The organism is Janibacter sp. CFPM2_SD2, from assembly GCF_057364645.1.
On sequence record NZ_JBNFOF010000064.1, the window covers coordinates 1 to 14,779 of the forward strand.

Sequence of the window (14,779 nt, forward strand, 5' to 3'; positions counted from 1 at the left end):
GGGCGCACCGCCGGTGCCGCCGGCCCCCCGCGTGGACCCGGCCCCGCGCGTCCAGGTGACCGACATGTCGACGGAGGGTGAGCGCAGTGAGTGACCAGATGATGGAGCAGGCGGTCCGCGCGGTGCGCGGCCAGGGCATGAGCTCGATCAAGGAGGTCGTCTCCGGGTGGGGCGATGTCGCGCGCTACCTGCGCGGCGGTGACTCCGGCTCGCTCGTGCCGGTCGTCATCCCCAAGGACAAGCGCGGGATGCGCTGGACCTCCCTCGTGTGGTTCGGCGTGTGGGCACTGCTCAGCGGTGTCCTCCTCGCCGCGACCGACCACGGCGCCCTCGGCGGGCTGTCGATCTTCGTCGCGATCCTCGCCTTCATGCTGTCGGCCCTGTGGTGGTGGCGCAGCTCGATCATCGAGATCGAGGAGGGCACGGTCGGCGTGCTGACGAAGTTCGGCGCGATCACCGGACCCGGCCTCTCCCCCGGCCGCCACTACCTGTGGCACCCGTGGGCGCGGGTCGCCTACGTCGTCGACGTGACGACCGAGATCCCTTACACCGCACCGGTGCTCAGCTCGCCGACGCACGAGAACGTGCCGCTGAAGTCGATCGAGTTCTTCCTGCGCTTCCGCATCGTCGACGCGATCCGCTTCGTCCAGACGATCGGCGCGGGCAACTTCGACCTCGTGCTGAGCAACTCCGTGCAGGACGCGATCCGGCAGCGCAGCCGCCAGGTGCGCACCGAGCAGGCCTACGACCTGCGTGGCAGCGACGTCAAGGACATGCAGGACCTGCTCAACCGCCAGCTGACCCGCTATGGCGTGCAGATCATGGGCTGCAACATCCCCGACGTGCAGCTGCCCGACCAGTACCGCGAGCACCTCGCGACGCGGGAGCGGGTGGCCAAGGAGCTCGTCGCCTACGAGAAGGAGTGGGAGCTGACGCGCAAGCGCCGCATCGACACCCTGCTGCTCGAGATCGAGCGGTCGAAGAAGGTGCGCGACGCCAAGGTCGTCGAGGTCCAGGCCTCGCTCAACAAGGCCCGCAAGGACGTCGCCCAGATGCTCGAGGAGCGCGAGACCGAGGCGCAGAAGGTGCGCTACGAGATCGAGACCCGGGCCCGCACCAACCTCGTTGCGGCACAGGGTGAGGCGAAGGCCCAGGAGCAGTTGGCCACCGCCTATCGCGACAACCGTGCGGTGCTCGGCTACGAGCTGGCCCGTCGTCGCCTCGATGTCGGCGCGACCCTCGCCGAGGACGCCCCGCGCCCGGTCATCGTGCACACCGACGCCGGCGCCGGCGACAGCTCCGCGCTGTCGACGCTGCTCATGGCCCAGCTGCTGCCGCAGCTGCAGTCCGGTGGCGGTGCTGCACCGCAGCGGGCTCCGCGGCAGGTGAGCGGGGCCGTCGGCCAGGCCGCGCAGCGGGCGGCCGAGGCCGTGCAGGAGCGCACCCAGGACTGAGGTCCGAGGTTGAGCGAAGGGGGTCGTCCCGGGAGACCGGGGCGGCCCCCTTCGTCGGCTATGCCGTTGCTCCAGAGCACGAGCCAGAACTCTGCAAGACCCTAGGGTTCTGCAGAGTTGGGTGCGCACGACCTCCAGGAGATGCGAAGGGGGCGGGGTCAGCCGTCGGCGCGGGCGTCGAGGACGGCGACGACCCGGCGGCCCCAGCGCAGGTTCTCCTCCTCGAAGCTGATCCCCCGCAGCAACGTGAGGTACTGGCCCACCGGCTCGCCCGAGGCGAGGAAGTCCTCCTCGCTGCGGCCGGCGAGGGTGCGCTCCTGGACGAGGCGATAGGTCGCGAGCTTGGCCTCGAAGGCCTCCATCCGCTCGACGACGTGCTCACGGATCGCCTCGGGGTCACCCGACTCGAGCGCGGCGACCTGGACGAGCATCTCGTCGCGCACCGCGAGCGGCTTGGGTGAGCGCAGGGTGTGCGCCCGCAGGGCCTTGCGACCGGCAGCGGTCAGGCGGAAGACCCGCTTGTCGGGACGCTTGGACTGGGCGACGTGGCGGGCGGCGACGAGGCCGGCCTCCTCCATCTTGTCCAGCTCGCGGTAGAGCTGCTGCGGGCTCGCGGTCCAGTAGTTGGCGACCGACACGTCGAAGGCCTTGGCCAGGTCGTAGCCCGACGACTCGTCGTGGGCGAGAGCGGTGAGGATCGCGTCCTGGAGGGCCATGGGGCGATCGTAGGCCTCCCTTCGAGACGCTTGCTGCGCAAGCTCCTCAGGGATCGAAGGGCTTCCGCTTATTCACTTTGTTGATTAGGTTGGAGACATGTTCCGAGACGCAGTGGAAGCCAAGGACCTCGACGCGGTCGACGCGCTGCTCGCGGAGGACGTCGTCTTCCGCAGCCCGGTCGCCCACACCCCCTACCCCGGCAAGGCGATCACGAGCGCGATCCTGCGCGAGGTCGTGGAGGTCTTCGAGGACTTCCGCTATGTGCGCCAGCTGCGGGACGGGTCGGAGGAGGCCTACGTCTTCGAGGCAAAGGTCGACGGGCTCGACATCACCGGATGCGACTTCCTCACGCTCGACGACGAGGGCAAGGTCACCGAGTTCATGGTGATGACCCGCCCGCTCAAGGCATCGCAGGCGCTCGCCGCCCGGATGGCCGAGCGCTTCGAGGCGATCAAGCAGGCGGCTGCCAGCCAGTGAGGTCGGGCCGCTTGGCCACGACCCCGTCACCGGACGAGCGTCCGGTGAGCCGGCGCCCGACCCAGGGGCCGAGATGGCGGCGAGCCCACGCCACCTCGGAGCGAAGGGAGGTCCGCGGCGGATCCCCTTGTGGCACAGCCGCCCACGCGCCGACGTCCGGCACCCCGAGAGCGTCCGCGGCGGCCATCGCCAGACGCTCGTGCCCGAGCGACGACAGGTGCAGCCGGTCGTCGGCCCAGGCCCGCCGGTCCTCGAAGACCGTCCCGGTCGTCACCGCCGGCGGCTCCATGCCGTGCTCCGTGGACAGCCACGTGTAGATCTCGTTGAGCACGACCCGCCGTCGCGCGAGGAGCCGGCCCGCGGGCGAGACCGACCGGATGTCGGGGATCGGCACGACGACGAGGCGCGCCCCCTTCGCCGTGAAGGGAGCGACCACGTCGGCGAGCGTCGCCCGCAGCCGGTCGGGCTCGAAGCGCGGGCGCAGCAGGTCGTTCATCCCCGCGGTGAGTGTCACGACGTCCGGGGCCATCGCCAGCGCGGGCTCGACCTGGGTCGCGAGCACCTCGTGGGCGCGCAGCCCACGCACGGCGAGGTTGGCGTACTCGACCCCACCGAGATGGCCGGCGAGCAGCTCGGCGAGGCGGTCCGCCCACCCGCGTGGACGGCCGTCGGGCCAGGGGTCGTCGCCGACACCTTCGGAGAGGCTGTCGCCGATCGCGACATACCGCAGGCTCATCAGATGACCGCGGCCACGCGGGTGCCCTGGTCGATGGCCCGCTTCGCATCGAGCTCGGCCGCGACATCGGCACCGCCGATGAGGTGCACGGTCACGCCCTTCGCGCTGAGCTCGTCGTGGAGGCCACGGTTGGGCTCCTGCCCGGTGCACAGGACGATCGTGTCGACGTCGAGGACCTGCGACTGACCGTCGATGCGCACGTGCAGTCCGGCGTCGTCGATGCGCTCGTAGGTGGCGCCGGGGACCATCCGCACGCTCCGCTGGGCCAGCTCGGTGCGGTGGATCCAGCCGGTCGTCGTGCCCAGGCCCGCGCCGACCTTGCTCGTCTTGCGCTGCAGGAGCGTCACCTCGCGCGGGGCGGAGCGGTGCGAAGGGGGCACGAGCGCACCCCGCGTGGAGTGCTCGGCGTCGATGCCCCAGGTCTCCTGGAAGGCGGCGATGTCCAGGCTCGCCTCGTCGCCGGGATCGGTGACGAAGGCGGCGACGTCGAAGCCGATGCCACCGGCTCCGAGGATCGCCACGCGCTCCCCCACCGGTGCCGAGCCGCGCAGGACGTCGAGGTAGCCGACGACCGTGGGGTGGTCCACGCCCGGCAGCTCGGGCACGCGCGGGGTGACACCGGTCGCGATGGCGACCTCGTCATAGCCGGAGAGGTCATCGGCGTCGACGCGGGCGCCCAGCTTGACATCCACCCCCGTCTCGGCGAGCCGGTGGCGGAAGTAGCGCAGGGTCTCGTCGAACTCCTCCTTGCCCGGGACGCGACGCGCGACGTCGAGCTGTCCACCGATGTCGTCCGCGGCGTCGAAGAGGGTCACGTGGTGGCCGCGCTCGGCGGCGGTCGTCGCGCAGGCGAGTCCCGCGGGTCCGGCGCCCACGACGGCGACCCGCTTGGCGAGGCGAGTGGGGCCGATGACGAGCTCGGTCTCGTGACAGGCGCGCGGGTTGACCAGGCAGGAGGTGATCTTGCCGCCGAAGGTGTGGTCGAGGCAGGCCTGGTTGCAGCCGATGCACGTGTTGATCGACTGGGGCTCCCCCTGCGCCGCCTTGGTGACGAACTGCGGGTCGGCGAGGAAGGGGCGCGCCATCGAGACCATGTCGCCGAAGCCGTCGGCGAGCAGCTGCTCGGCGACCTCGGGGGTGTTGATGCGGTTGGTGACGACGAGCGGGACGGAGACCTCACCCATGAGCCGCCGGGTCACACCGGCCCAGGCACCACGCGGCACCTGGGTGGCGATCGTCGGGACCCGCGCCTCGTGCCAGCCGATGCCGGTGTTGATGATGTCGGCTCCGGCCGCCTCGACCTCGCGGGCGAGCCGGACGACCTCGTCATGGGTGGAGCCGTCGGGCACGAGGTCGAGCATCGAGAGCCGGTACACGACGACGAAGTCGTCACCGACGGCCTCGCGCACGCGCCGGATGATCTCGAGGGGGAAGCGGATCCGGTTGTCGTAGGAGCCGCCCCAGCCGTCGGTGCGCTGGTTGGTGCGCGTGACGATGAACTGGTTGATGAGGTAGCCCTCGGAGCCCATGATCTCGACGCCGTCGTAGCCCGCCTGCTGGGCGAGGGTCGCGCACGGCGCGTAGTCGGCGATGGTGCGCTCGATGTCCTCCTCGGTCATCTCGCGGGGGACGAACCGGCTGATCGGCGCCTGGATCGGCGACGGCGCGACCATGTCGGGCTGGTAGGCGTAGCGCCCCGTGTGCAGGATCTGCATGGCGATCCGCCCGCCCTGCGCGTGCACGGCGTCGGTGATGACGCGGTGGTCCTCGGCGTCCTGCTCCGTCGCCATCATCGCGGCGCCCGGCAGCGGGGCGCCCTCGGCGTTCGGCGCGATGCCGCCGGTGACGATCAGGCCAACTCCCCCCTTCGCCCGCTCGGCGTAGAAGGCCGCCATCCGTGCGAAGCCGTCCGGCGCCTCCTCGAGGCCGAGGTGCATCGACCCCATGAGGGTGCGGTTGCGAAGGGTGGTCCGCCCGACCGTGATCGGCTCGAGCAGGTGCGGGTAGTGCTGGGGCATGGCCACGACTCCAACTAGTCAATTTGTTGCCTATGGAGAGTGGGCCACGAGGTCGGACATCGGTCGAGGTGCCGTCAGCGGAAGGCGGCCTGGCCGGTCAGGGCCCGCCCGATGACGAGCTGGTGGACCTCGCTCGTGCCCTCGTACGTCAGCACGGACTCGAGGTTGTTGGCGTGCCGCATGATCGGGTACTCGAGCGTGATGCCCGCGGCGCCGAGGATCGTGCGCGACTCCCGCGCGATGGCGATCGCCTCGCGCACGTTGTTCAGCTTGCCCAAGGACACCTGCTCGGGCCGCACACCGGCGCCGTCCTTCAGCCGCGCGATCTGCACCGCGAGCAACATCCCCTTGCCCAGCTCCAGAGTCATGTCCGCCAGCTTCGCCTGAGTCAGCTGGTAGCCCGCCAGCGGCTTGTCGAAGATCTCCCGCTCCCGCGAGTAGGCGATCGCCGTCTCCAGGCAGTCGCGCGCCGCCCCGAGGGCGCCGAAGACGATCCCGAAGCGCGCCTCGTTCAGGCACGACAACGGACCCGACAGACCCTCGACCTCGGGCAGCACCGCGTCGGCGGGCAGCCGCACGTCCTCGAGCACCAGCTCGGAGGTCACCGAGGCGCGCAGCGAGACCTTGCGCGTGATCTTCGGCGCCGAGAACCCCGGCTCGTCCGTCGGCACGACGAAGCCGCGCACCTTTTCGTCGGTCTGCGCCCACACCACCGCCACGTCGGCCACCGAGCCGTTGGTGATCCACATCTTGGATCCGTTGAGCACCCAGTCATCACCGTCACGACGTGCGCGGGTGCGCATCCCCGCCGGGTTGGACCCGAAATCGGGCTCCGTCAGCCCGAAGCACCCGATCGCCTCACCAGCAGCCATCCGCGGCAACCACTCCTGCTTCTGCGCCTGCGACCCGTGCTTCCAGATCGCGAACATCGCCAGCGACCCCTGCACCGACACCAGCGACCGCAGACCCGAGTCCCCGGCCTCGAGCTCCATACACGCCAACCCGTACGCCGTCGCCGAGGTGCCCGCGCAGCCGTACCCCTCCAGGTGCATCCCCAGCACGCCGAGCTTGCCCAGCTCCGGCGCCAGCTCACGCACCGGGAAGGTGCCGTCCTCGTACCACCCCGCGATCTCCGGACGGATCCGGTCGGCCACGAAGCGGCGCACCGTCTGCTGCATGGCGCGCTCCTCCTCCCCGAGCAGCGAGTCGATGTCGAAGAGGCCGAGGGGCGAGGTGGTCATGTGGGTTCCTTCCGAAGGGGGTGAGGTGCGGTGGTCGTGCGTGGGACGGACGGGCGGTCAGGAGAGGCGCTCAAGGACCATGGCCATGCCCTGGCCACCCCCGACGCACATCGTCTCCAGGCCGAGCTGCTGGTCGTGGGACCGCAGGGAGTTGATGAGCGTCGCGGTGATCCGCGCGCCCGTCATGCCGAAGGGATGACCGACGGCGATCGCCCCGCCGTTGACGTTGAGCTTGTCCATGGGGATCTCGAGCTCGCGTGCGGAGCCGAGGACCTGGACGGCGAAGGCCTCGTTGATCTCGACGAGGTCGATGTCCTCCATCGTGAGGCCGGCACGCTGCAGCGCCTGACGCGATGCGGCGACGGGGCCGAGGCCCATGATCTCTGGCGAGAGGGCGGTGACCGCGGTGGAGACGATGCGCGCCAGCGGCGTCAGGCCCAGCTCGCGGGCGCGGGTGTCGCTCATGACGACGAGCGCGGCTGCACCGTCGTTGAGCGGGCAGGCATTGCCCGCCGTCACCGTGCCGTCGGGGCGGAAGACCGGCTGGAGCGCGGAGACGGTCTCGAGGGTCGTGCCGGGCCGCGGGCCGTCGTCGGCGGTCATCATCGTGCCGTCCGGCAGCTCGACGGGCACGATCTCGCGCTCCCAGAAGCCGCTGGCCTGCGCCTGCTCGGTGAGGTTTTGCGAGCGGACGGCGAACTCGTCCTGCTCCCGCCGGGTGATGCCGGTGAGGTCGGCGACGTTTTCCGCGGTCTGACCCATGCTGATGTAGACATCGGGCAGCTCGCCGTCCTCGCGGGGGTCGTGCCAGCGGTCGGTTCCCCCTTCGGCCCGGCGCTCGGTGCGCGCCAGGGCGTCGGCGAAGCGCGGGTTGCGCGTGCCCGGCCAGCCGTCGGCCCGCCCGGTCTCGAGGGAGCGGCTGACCGACTCGACGCCCGCGGAGACGAAGACATCGCCCTCGCCGGCTCGGATCGCGTGCATCGCCATCCGGGTGGTCTGCAGGCTCGAGGAGCAGTAGCGGTTGACCGTCGTCCCCGGGACGTCCGGCAGACCGGCGAGCACCGACACGACGCGGGCGATGTTGTAGCCCGACTCCCCCGCCGGCTGTCCGCAGCCGAGCAGCAGGTCGTCGATCTCGGCGGGGTCGAGGCCGGGGACCTGCTCGAGGGCCGCGGTGACCATCCGGGCGGCGAGGTCGTCGGGGCGCACGTCGCGCAGCGAGCCCTTCTTCGCCCGGCCGATCGGAGAGCGGGCGGTGGAGACGATGACGGCTTCAGGCATGGGGTGTCTGCTTCCTCGTGGTGGTGGCTGACGGGGCGGGGACGACGGAGTGCCGGACCGTGAGCGGCGCGACGGCGGAGCGGGCGCGGTCGAGCAGCTCGGGATCCTCGCTGTGCAGGTGCACCACCACCTCGGCCCCCCGGGCGCCCCGGTCGTGGGGGTCGAGGTCGTAGGCGCCGACCAGGCCGGCGGCGTCGAGGAGTCGCCGGAAGGAGGTCGTCACCGCGTCGAGCCGCAGCCTGTTCTTCACGACCTTGCCGACCGCCGAGCGAGGGAGCTCCTCTACGAGCACGTACTCGCGTGGCAGCGCGGCCCGCTCCCGCACGCAGGCCTGCATGTGCCGCCCGAGCCCGGCGACGTCGAGGTCGGACCCGGTCGCCAGCACGACGTAGGCGACGGGCACCTCGCCGGTGTCCGGGTCGGGCATGCCGACGACGGAGGCCTCGAGCACCTCGGGGTGGGCGTACAGGGCCTCCTCGACGGGTGCCGGGTCGATGTTGTGGCCCCCGCGGATGATGAGGTCCTTGGCCCGTCCGGTGATCTGCAGGAAGCCCTGCTCGTCGGTGCTCGCCAGGTCGCCGGTGCGGAACCACCCTTCGTCGTCGAGTACGCCCTCGTCGTGGCGCGGGTCGAGGTACCCGGCGAAGACCGTCGGCGCGCACGAGCAGCTCACCGGCCTCGCCCGGCTCGCACTCCCGCGGCCGGCCCCCGCCGTCCTCGCGCACGACGAGGGTCTGCGTGTAGGGGGCGGCCAGCCCGATGCGGCCGGGGACCGGGTCGACGCCCCTCGGGCAGGTGACGACGGCGCCGGCCGTCTCGGTGAGCCCGTAGCCCTCGGCGATGGCGACCCCGGTGATCCGGCGGAAGCGCTCTGCCGTGTCCGCCGCGAGCGGGGCGGAGCCGCACGAGACCCAGCGAAGGGGGTGGTGCTCGGGGACCGCGTCGGGGTGCTGCACGAGGCGCGTGGCGATCGTCGGCAGCAGCGGGACGCTGTCGATGCCGAAGCGCTGCACCATCGCCCAGAAGCGGTCGACGACGCCGGGCCCTCGCCACCCGCCGGAGGTCGGCAGGATCGCGGTGCCACCGAGCGCGAAGGTCGTCAGCTGGCTGACCGCGACCCCGTGCACGTGGAAGGCCGGCGAGGCACACAGCCGGGTGACACCGACGGGCAGCTGGTGGGTGATCACGCTGCCCCATCCGGAGAGGATCTGCCCGCCGTGCGTGACCTTTGCCAGCTTGGGCGCACCCGTCGTGCCGCCGGTGCCGAAGATCCCCGCGACGGTCTCCCACGTGATCTCCCGCGGGGTGACGAGCTCATCGCCCCGGTGCGCTGCGATGGCCTCCTCGAGCTCGACGACCTCCACGCCGGGCGGGGCGAGGCCGGCGCGCGAGCCGCCGGCGCGCACGACGACCTCGACGGTCGGTGCGTGCTCGAGGACCGCAGCGAGCTTCGACCAGGGGTCGGTCGTCGCGTCGCCGCCGTGGCAGACGAGGATGCGCGCGCCGACGGCCGTGACCATCTCGCCGAGGAGCTCGGGCTCGAGCATCCAGTTGAGCGGGTTGGCGATGCCGGCGGTCTGGGCACCCCACAGCGCGTACTGCGGCTCCGGTGCGCCGGAGGTGAGGATCGGGACGACGTCCTCGCCGCCGACCCCGAGGGAGTCGAGCAGGTTGGCGGTCCGGATGATCGTCTCGACGAGCTCGCGGTGGCTGACCCGCTGCACCGTGTCGAGGTCGTGCGCGTCGGACACCCAGACCAGGGCGGTGCGGTCGGGGTCGATGGCGGCACCGGCCCTGATGTGGTCGAGGACGCTCGTCGGCAGCCCGCGCTCGGCGAGCGGGGTCCGCTCGAACTCGCGGATGCGCTCGACCGTCGACAGGTCCACCGGGTCGAGGTATCCGGGGCTCACTCCCACGTCGTCGCCCCCCTCGCGACGAGCCGCTGCAGGAGCGGTGCCGGGCGCCAGGCGAGCGATCCGTGGACCCTCTCGAGCTCCGTGATCCGGCGCTGGCACTCGGCCAGCCCGAGGGTGGTGGCCCAGTGCATCGGACCTCCGAGCGCGGCGGGGAAGCCGTAGCCGTCGACCCACACGACGTCGATGTCGGAGGCCCGCTGGGCGATGCCCTCGTCGAGGAGCAGAGCTCCCTCGTTGACGAGCGCCAGCAGGCAGCGGTCGACGATCTCCTCGTCGCCGACCTCCCTTCGCCCGATGCCGTCCGCCTCGGCGCAGCGACGGATGACGGCCTCGACCTCCGGGTCGGGGACGGGCTGGCGGCCCTCGTAGCGGTAGTAGCCGGACCCGGTCTTCTGCCCCAGTCGCCCGGCCTCGCAGAGTTCGTCGGCGATGCGCGAGTACCGCTCCTCGGGGTCGCGCGTGGGCGCCAGTCGCTGACGCGCGGCCCAGGCGATATCGAGCCCCGCGAGGTCGGCGACCCGGAAGGGGCCCATCGCCATACCCGCCGCCTCGAGCGCGCGGTCGACCTGCTGGGGCGTGGCGCCCTCCTCGAGGAGGAAGTCGGCCTCGCGGCGATAGGGCGTGAGCATGCGGTTGCCGATGAAACCCTCGCCGACCCGGGCGAGCACCGGCACCTTGCCGATGCGCCGCGCGAGGTCGAGCGCCGTGACGACGACCTCGTCGCTCGTGAGCTCCCCCCGCACCACCTCGAGCAGCCGCATGACGTGCGCAGGGCTGAAGAAGTGCAGCCCGACGACGTCCTGCGGGCGCCCCGTCGCCCGGGCGAGCTCGTCGACGTCGAGTCGCGAGGTGTTGGTCGCGATCACCGCGGTCGGTCCGGCGACCGCGGCGATCTCGGCCAGCACCGCCCTCTTGACCTCGAGGTCCTCGTAGACGGCCTCGAGCACGAGGTCCGCTCCCGCGACGGAGGCGATGTCCGTGCCCGGGGTGATGCGGTCGAGACGACGAGCGGCCTCGTCCTCGCCGATGCGGCCCTTGGCCACCGCGGCGTCCTGGGCGCGCCGCACGGTCGCGAGAGCGCGCTCGAGGGCAGACGCGTCGCGCTCGACGAGTGCGACGGGGATCCCCGCGTCGGCGAAGGCCATGGCGATCCCCGAGCCCATCGTGCCGGCGCCGATGATCGCGACCGAGTCGATGGTCCGCGGGCGGGCGGTCGGGTCGACGTCGTCGACGCGGGCGGCCCGCCTCTCCGCGAGGAAGACGTGCCGCAGCGCCGCGGCCTCCGGGCTGGCCACCAGGCGGAGGAATATCTCCCGCTCGGCGGCCAGGCCGGCGGCGATCGGCTCACGCGTCGCGAGCGTCACGGCGTGACGGCCGCTCCCTCTGGGCGAGGGGCATTGCGGACCCGCGGTCGCACCGACGCGCGAGCCGCCTCGAGGTCGACGCCATCGGTCGGGGCCACGGGCGAGGTCGTCGACGCGCGGCTGCGGGCCGCGCAGGTCTCGCTCGGCGACGAGGTCCACGGCGGCCGCGACGACATCACCGTCGACCGCCTCGTCGACCATGCCCAGCTCCACGGCGCGGCGTGCCGGGACCCGCGCGCCGCCCTGGATGAGCTCGAGCGCCGGGCCGGCCCGACGAGGCGCGGGAGACGTTGGGTGCCACCGGCGCCGGGGATGATGCCGACCCCGACCTCGGGCAGCCCGACGACGGCGTCGCGGTGGGCGATGCGGTGGCTGCACGCGAGCGCGAGCTCGTAGCCACCGCCGAGGGCGAAGCCGTGGATCGCGGCGACCACCGGCTTGGGCAGCCGGACGAGCTGCTGGATGACGTCGGCGATCGTCGGCTCGGCCGTGCTCGCCGGGGTGCCCATCTGGCGCAGGTCCGCGCCGCCGCAGAAGCCACTGCCGTCACCGGTGACGACGACCGCGCGGACGGCATCGTCCTGCGCCGCCTGATCGAGCGCGACCGCGAGGTCGCACCGGACGAGATCACTCAGACCGTTGACCGGCGGGTTGGCCAGTGTGAGGACCGCGACGTCACCGCGCAGCTCGTGGGCGACGGTGGTCCGGGTCCGCTCCTCCTGGGTGGTGGCCACCGCTCACACCCCCATCGACTTGGCGACGATCGACTTCATGACCTCGCTCGTACCCCCGTAGATCCGGGTGACACGGGCGTCGGTGTACAGGCGCGCGATGGGGTACTCGTTCATGTAGCCGTAGCCGCCGTGCAGCTGGAGGCACTTGTCGACGACGCGGGCTTGCATCTCCGACATCCACAGCTTGACCGCCGCGGCGTCGGCCGGGGTGAGCTCGCCGCGGTCGTGCGCCTCGAGGGCCTGGTCGAGGAAGGCCTGGCCCGCGGCGACATCGGTCGCGCACTCGGCGAGGACGAACTTCGTGTTCTGGAAGTCGGAGACCGCCTTGCCGAAGACCTTGCGCTCGCGGGTGTAGTCCCGCGCGAGGTCGACGGCGTGCGCGGCGGCTGACCACGCGACCACCGCGATGGTCAGCCGCTCCTGCGGGAGGTTGTGCCCGAGGTAGCCGAAGCCCTGCCCCTCCTCGCCGAGGAGGTCCTCGACCGGCACCCGCACGTCGCCGAAGGACAGCTCGCAGGTGTCCTGCGCCTTGAGCCCCATCTTGTCGAGGTTGCGTCCGACGACGTAGCCGGGCGAGCTCGTGTCGACGACGAGGATGCTCAGCCCGGTGCGCCGGTTGTCGGGGTCGGCGGGCGAGGTGCGAGCGACGACCAGGACACGGTCGGCGTGGTAGCCGCCGGTGATGAAGGTCTTCGCGCCGTTGAGCACGTAGTGGTCGCCGTCGCGGCGTGCGGTCGTGCGGATGCCGGCGAGGTCGGAGCCGGTGCCCGGCTCGGTCATGGCGATCGCCGTCATGAGGTCACCGGAGGCGAAGCCCGGCAGCCACCGCTGCTTCTGCTCGTCGCTCGCGTACGAGAGCAGGTAGGGCAGCACGAGGTCCATGTGCACGCGCAGCGGGCCGAGGTTGACGTCCGCGCGCACCGACTCCTCGGTGACGATCGCGTTGAATTTCCACGACTCCGCACCGCCGCCCCCGTGCTCCTCGGGGACCTGGACGCCGAGGATGCCTAGCTGCGCCGCCTCCCGGTAGAAGTCACGCGGCGGGCGCCCCTCCTGCTCCCACTCGGCGTAGCGCGGGGCCACCTTGGTCGCGAAGAAGGACCGCACCATGTCGCGGAAGGCGTCGTGGTCGTCGGTGAAGATCGTGCGCTGCAAGGTCATGCTCCTGTCGGTGGTGACGAAGGGGGTCAGGCGGCAGCCGCGGCGCGCAGCCGGGCCGTGTCCCGCTCGGGGTTGAAGGCAACGAGGGCGGCGACGGCACCGACGACGGCGACGAGGCCGAAGAGCTGGAAGGCGCGGGCGTAGCCCTCGACCTGGGTGGCCGACGCGTCGACGATGAGCCCGGTGACGAAGGGGGCGACGAGCCCCCCGACGGACTGGATCGCGAGGAAGACGCCGAGGGTGCCCGCCACCTGGTGGGCCGGGACGATCTCGGAGAGGCCGGAGTTGAGCAGCGGGAAGATGCACACGCCGAGCGCGTAGCCGATCGAGACGACGGCCACCGCGAGCGCCGGCGCGGCGACGAGGGGAAGCACGCTCATGGCGAGCCCGCAGGCGAGCAGCCCGACGGCGGGCACGATGCCCCGCACCACCCGCGAGCGGGTGCCGCGAGCGACCATCCGGTCGGCGACCGGGGTGACGACGGCCATGACGACGAGGCTGGCGATGCTCGGCAGGCCGAACATCGTGCCCGCCTGCACGCGGCTGTAGCCGAGCCCGAGCTCGAAGTACGACGGCAGCCAGGTGAGCACCATCGTCACGAGCGCGTACATCGACATCACGGCGATCGACCCGCCGATGAAGGACGGGGTCGTCAGCACCGCCCGCCACGGGATGCTCGGGAGGCCCTCGCCCTTCGTCGGGGTGCTCGTCCGGCCGCCGCCGTAGGGGCCGACGCGCCACGTCGGGATCCACACGGCGGTCCACAGCAAGCCGGCGACGGCGAGGACGACGAAGGACCACTCCCACCCGTGGGCCGCGATGACGAGGGCGAGCGCCGGGGCGAGGGCCAGCTTGGCGATCGACGCGCAGGCGGTGATGCAGGCAGAGGGGACCCCGCGCTTCTCCAACGGGTGCCACGAGTAGACCGCGGTGTGCACGAGGGCACCGGACGGTCCCTCGAGCAGGCCGAGGAGCATGCGCGCCAGGAGCAGCACCGAGAAGGAGGCGGCGACGACGAGCGGCAGCATCGCGACGGACCAGCCGACGGCCAGCACGACGAGCGCCCACCGCAGGGTGAGCCACCGGTTGAGCAGGCCGGCGAAGAAGCCGCCGACGGTGAAGGCGACGAAGAAGGCGCTGCCGACGAAGCCGATCTGCGAGGCGCTCAGCCCGAGGTCCTCCGCCAACGGCTGCGCGGCGAGACCGAGCACCGCCTTGTCCGCCCAGTTGATGACGTAGAGCACGATGAGCAGCGAGGTGAAGCGCCACGCCGTGAGACGGGACTCGCCGCCCTCGGTGAGCGGTGCCCCGGGAGGGGCGGTGGTACTGACAGCGGACATGGTTGCCTCCTTGCGAACCAGGGGTGCCGCGCGTCCGGTGGTCCCGACGCCGCAACCCCCTCATCGTCGGCGCGGCGTCACGCCCACGGCAAAGACGCTGTGCACAACCGATCATGAGTCGCTGCCTATGGCACCGTGGCCGGATGGAGCTGCACCAGCTGCGTTACTTCCTCGCCGTCGTCGACCACGCGGGGGTCACCGGCGCGGCCGGTGCCCTCGGGGTCTCCGGCCCGTCGGTCTCGACCGCGGTGCGGGGCCTCGAGCGCGAGCTCGGCATCCCGCTCTTCGACAGGATCGGTCGGGGCATCCTCCCCACCTCGGCGGGCCGCGCGCTCGTCGG

Annotated in this window: 13 protein-coding genes and 1 pseudogene; 3 read left to right on the forward strand and 11 right to left on the reverse strand. The window is 72.0% G+C overall.

All coding sequences use genetic code 11. The annotated features are described in order from the left end of the window. Nucleotides 1–86: 86 nt before the first annotated feature. The gene (locus AC2W7J_RS08010; protein ID WP_485982019.1) at nucleotides 87–1,454 is read left to right on the forward strand and encodes an SPFH domain-containing protein; all 1,368 of its coding nucleotides are present in this window, start codon (nucleotides 87–89) and stop codon (nucleotides 1,452–1,454) included. A 158-nt stretch (nucleotides 1,455–1,612) separates the two neighbouring features. On the opposite strand, the gene AC2W7J_RS08015 is transcribed toward AC2W7J_RS08010, so the two are convergent. After that, entirely contained in the window at nucleotides 1,613–2,170 is a 558-nt protein-coding gene (locus AC2W7J_RS08015) for a PadR family transcriptional regulator (RefSeq protein ID WP_485982020.1), read from the reverse strand. Nucleotides 2,171–2,267: 97 nt separating this feature from the next. On the opposite strand from AC2W7J_RS08015, the gene AC2W7J_RS08020 reads away from it, so the two are divergent. Next, on the forward strand, nucleotides 2,268–2,648 hold the full coding sequence (locus AC2W7J_RS08020) for a nuclear transport factor 2 family protein (RefSeq protein WP_485982021.1): 381 nt from the start codon (nucleotides 2,268–2,270) through the stop codon (nucleotides 2,646–2,648). On the opposite strand, the gene AC2W7J_RS08025 is transcribed toward AC2W7J_RS08020, so the two are convergent. The 10 genes and pseudogenes from AC2W7J_RS08025 to AC2W7J_RS08070 all read right to left on the reverse strand — a co-directional run bounded on the left by AC2W7J_RS08025 (nucleotide 2,623) and on the right by AC2W7J_RS08070 (nucleotide 14,439). Next, the gene (locus AC2W7J_RS08025; RefSeq protein ID WP_485982022.1) at nucleotides 2,623–3,384 is read right to left on the reverse strand and encodes an SGNH/GDSL hydrolase family protein; all 762 of its coding nucleotides are present in this window, start codon (nucleotides 3,382–3,384) and stop codon (nucleotides 2,623–2,625) included. The two genes, AC2W7J_RS08020 and AC2W7J_RS08025, sit on opposite strands and share 26 nt — an antisense overlap. Beyond that, a complete protein-coding gene (locus AC2W7J_RS08030; protein WP_485982023.1) occupies nucleotides 3,384–5,402 on the reverse strand; it encodes an oxidoreductase in 2,019 nt (672 codons plus the stop codon). The genes AC2W7J_RS08025 and AC2W7J_RS08030 overlap by 1 nt, the downstream gene beginning before the upstream one ends. A 74-nt stretch (nucleotides 5,403–5,476) precedes the next feature. Further along, on the reverse strand, nucleotides 5,477–6,643 hold the full coding sequence (locus AC2W7J_RS08035; RefSeq protein ID WP_485982024.1) for an acyl-CoA dehydrogenase family protein: 1,167 nt from the start codon (nucleotides 6,641–6,643) through the stop codon (nucleotides 5,477–5,479). Between the two features lie 57 nt (nucleotides 6,644–6,700). After that, a complete protein-coding gene (locus AC2W7J_RS08040) occupies nucleotides 6,701–7,924 on the reverse strand; it encodes an acetyl-CoA C-acetyltransferase (RefSeq protein ID WP_485982025.1) in 1,224 nt (407 codons plus the stop codon). Then, nucleotides 7,917–8,597 carry an AMP-binding enzyme gene (locus tag AC2W7J_RS08045; RefSeq protein ID WP_485982026.1) on the reverse strand — a complete coding sequence of 227 codons (681 nt, stop codon included), beginning with the start codon at nucleotides 8,595–8,597 and terminating at the stop codon, nucleotides 7,917–7,919. The genes AC2W7J_RS08040 and AC2W7J_RS08045 overlap by 8 nt, the downstream gene beginning before the upstream one ends. 31 nt (nucleotides 8,598–8,628) lie before the next feature. Further along, nucleotides 8,629–9,939 (reverse strand): annotated as a pseudogene (locus tag AC2W7J_RS08050) (AMP-binding protein); the annotation flags it as partial. Next, nucleotides 9,831–11,204, reverse strand: coding sequence for a 3-hydroxyacyl-CoA dehydrogenase (locus AC2W7J_RS08055; protein ID WP_485982027.1), 1,374 nt, complete (start codon nucleotides 11,202–11,204; stop codon nucleotides 9,831–9,833). The pseudogene AC2W7J_RS08050 and the gene AC2W7J_RS08055, both read right to left, overlap by 109 nt. After that, nucleotides 11,201–11,938 (reverse strand): enoyl-CoA hydratase/isomerase family protein, encoded by a 738-nt coding sequence (locus tag AC2W7J_RS08060; RefSeq protein ID WP_485982028.1) that lies wholly within the window; start codon nucleotides 11,936–11,938, stop codon nucleotides 11,201–11,203. The genes AC2W7J_RS08055 and AC2W7J_RS08060 overlap by 4 nt, the downstream gene beginning before the upstream one ends. 3 nt (nucleotides 11,939–11,941) lie before the next feature. After that, nucleotides 11,942–13,099, reverse strand: a complete 1,158-nt coding sequence (locus tag AC2W7J_RS08065; protein WP_485982029.1) for an acyl-CoA dehydrogenase family protein — start codon at nucleotides 13,097–13,099, stop codon at nucleotides 11,942–11,944. Nucleotides 13,100–13,125: 26 nt separating this feature from the next. Next, nucleotides 13,126–14,439, reverse strand: a complete 1,314-nt coding sequence (locus AC2W7J_RS08070; protein WP_485982030.1) for an MFS transporter — start codon at nucleotides 14,437–14,439, stop codon at nucleotides 13,126–13,128. Nucleotides 14,440–14,582: 143 nt separating this feature from the next. On the opposite strand from AC2W7J_RS08070, the gene AC2W7J_RS08075 reads away from it, so the two are divergent. After that, on the forward strand, nucleotides 14,583–14,779 hold a 197-nt coding region (locus tag AC2W7J_RS08075), incomplete at its 3' end, for a LysR family transcriptional regulator (RefSeq protein WP_485982031.1).

Excerpts from the sequence above, each read along its gene's own strand:
- AC2W7J_RS08015 (WP_485982020.1), bottom strand. The coding sequence starts at position 2,170 with ATGGCCCTCCAGGACGCGATCCTCACCGCTCTCGCCCACGACGAGTCG.
- AC2W7J_RS08020 (WP_485982021.1), top strand. The coding sequence starts at position 2,268 with ATGTTCCGAGACGCAGTGGAAGCCAAGGACCTCGACGCGGTCGACGCG.
- AC2W7J_RS08025 (WP_485982022.1), bottom strand. The coding sequence starts at position 3,384 with ATGAGCCTGCGGTATGTCGCGATCGGCGACAGCCTCTCCGAAGGTGTC.
- AC2W7J_RS08030 (WP_485982023.1), bottom strand. The coding sequence starts at position 5,402 with ATGCCCCAGCACTACCCGCACCTGCTCGAGCCGATCACGGTCGGGCGG.
- AC2W7J_RS08035 (WP_485982024.1), bottom strand. The coding sequence starts at position 6,643 with ATGACCACCTCGCCCCTCGGCCTCTTCGACATCGACTCGCTGCTCGGG.
- AC2W7J_RS08040 (WP_485982025.1), bottom strand. The coding sequence starts at position 7,924 with ATGCCTGAAGCCGTCATCGTCTCCACCGCCCGCTCTCCGATCGGCCGG.
- AC2W7J_RS08065 (WP_485982029.1), bottom strand. The coding sequence starts at position 13,099 with ATGACCTTGCAGCGCACGATCTTCACCGACGACCACGACGCCTTCCGC.
- AC2W7J_RS08070 (WP_485982030.1), bottom strand. The coding sequence starts at position 14,439 with ATGTCCGCTGTCAGTACCACCGCCCCTCCCGGGGCACCGCTCACCGAG.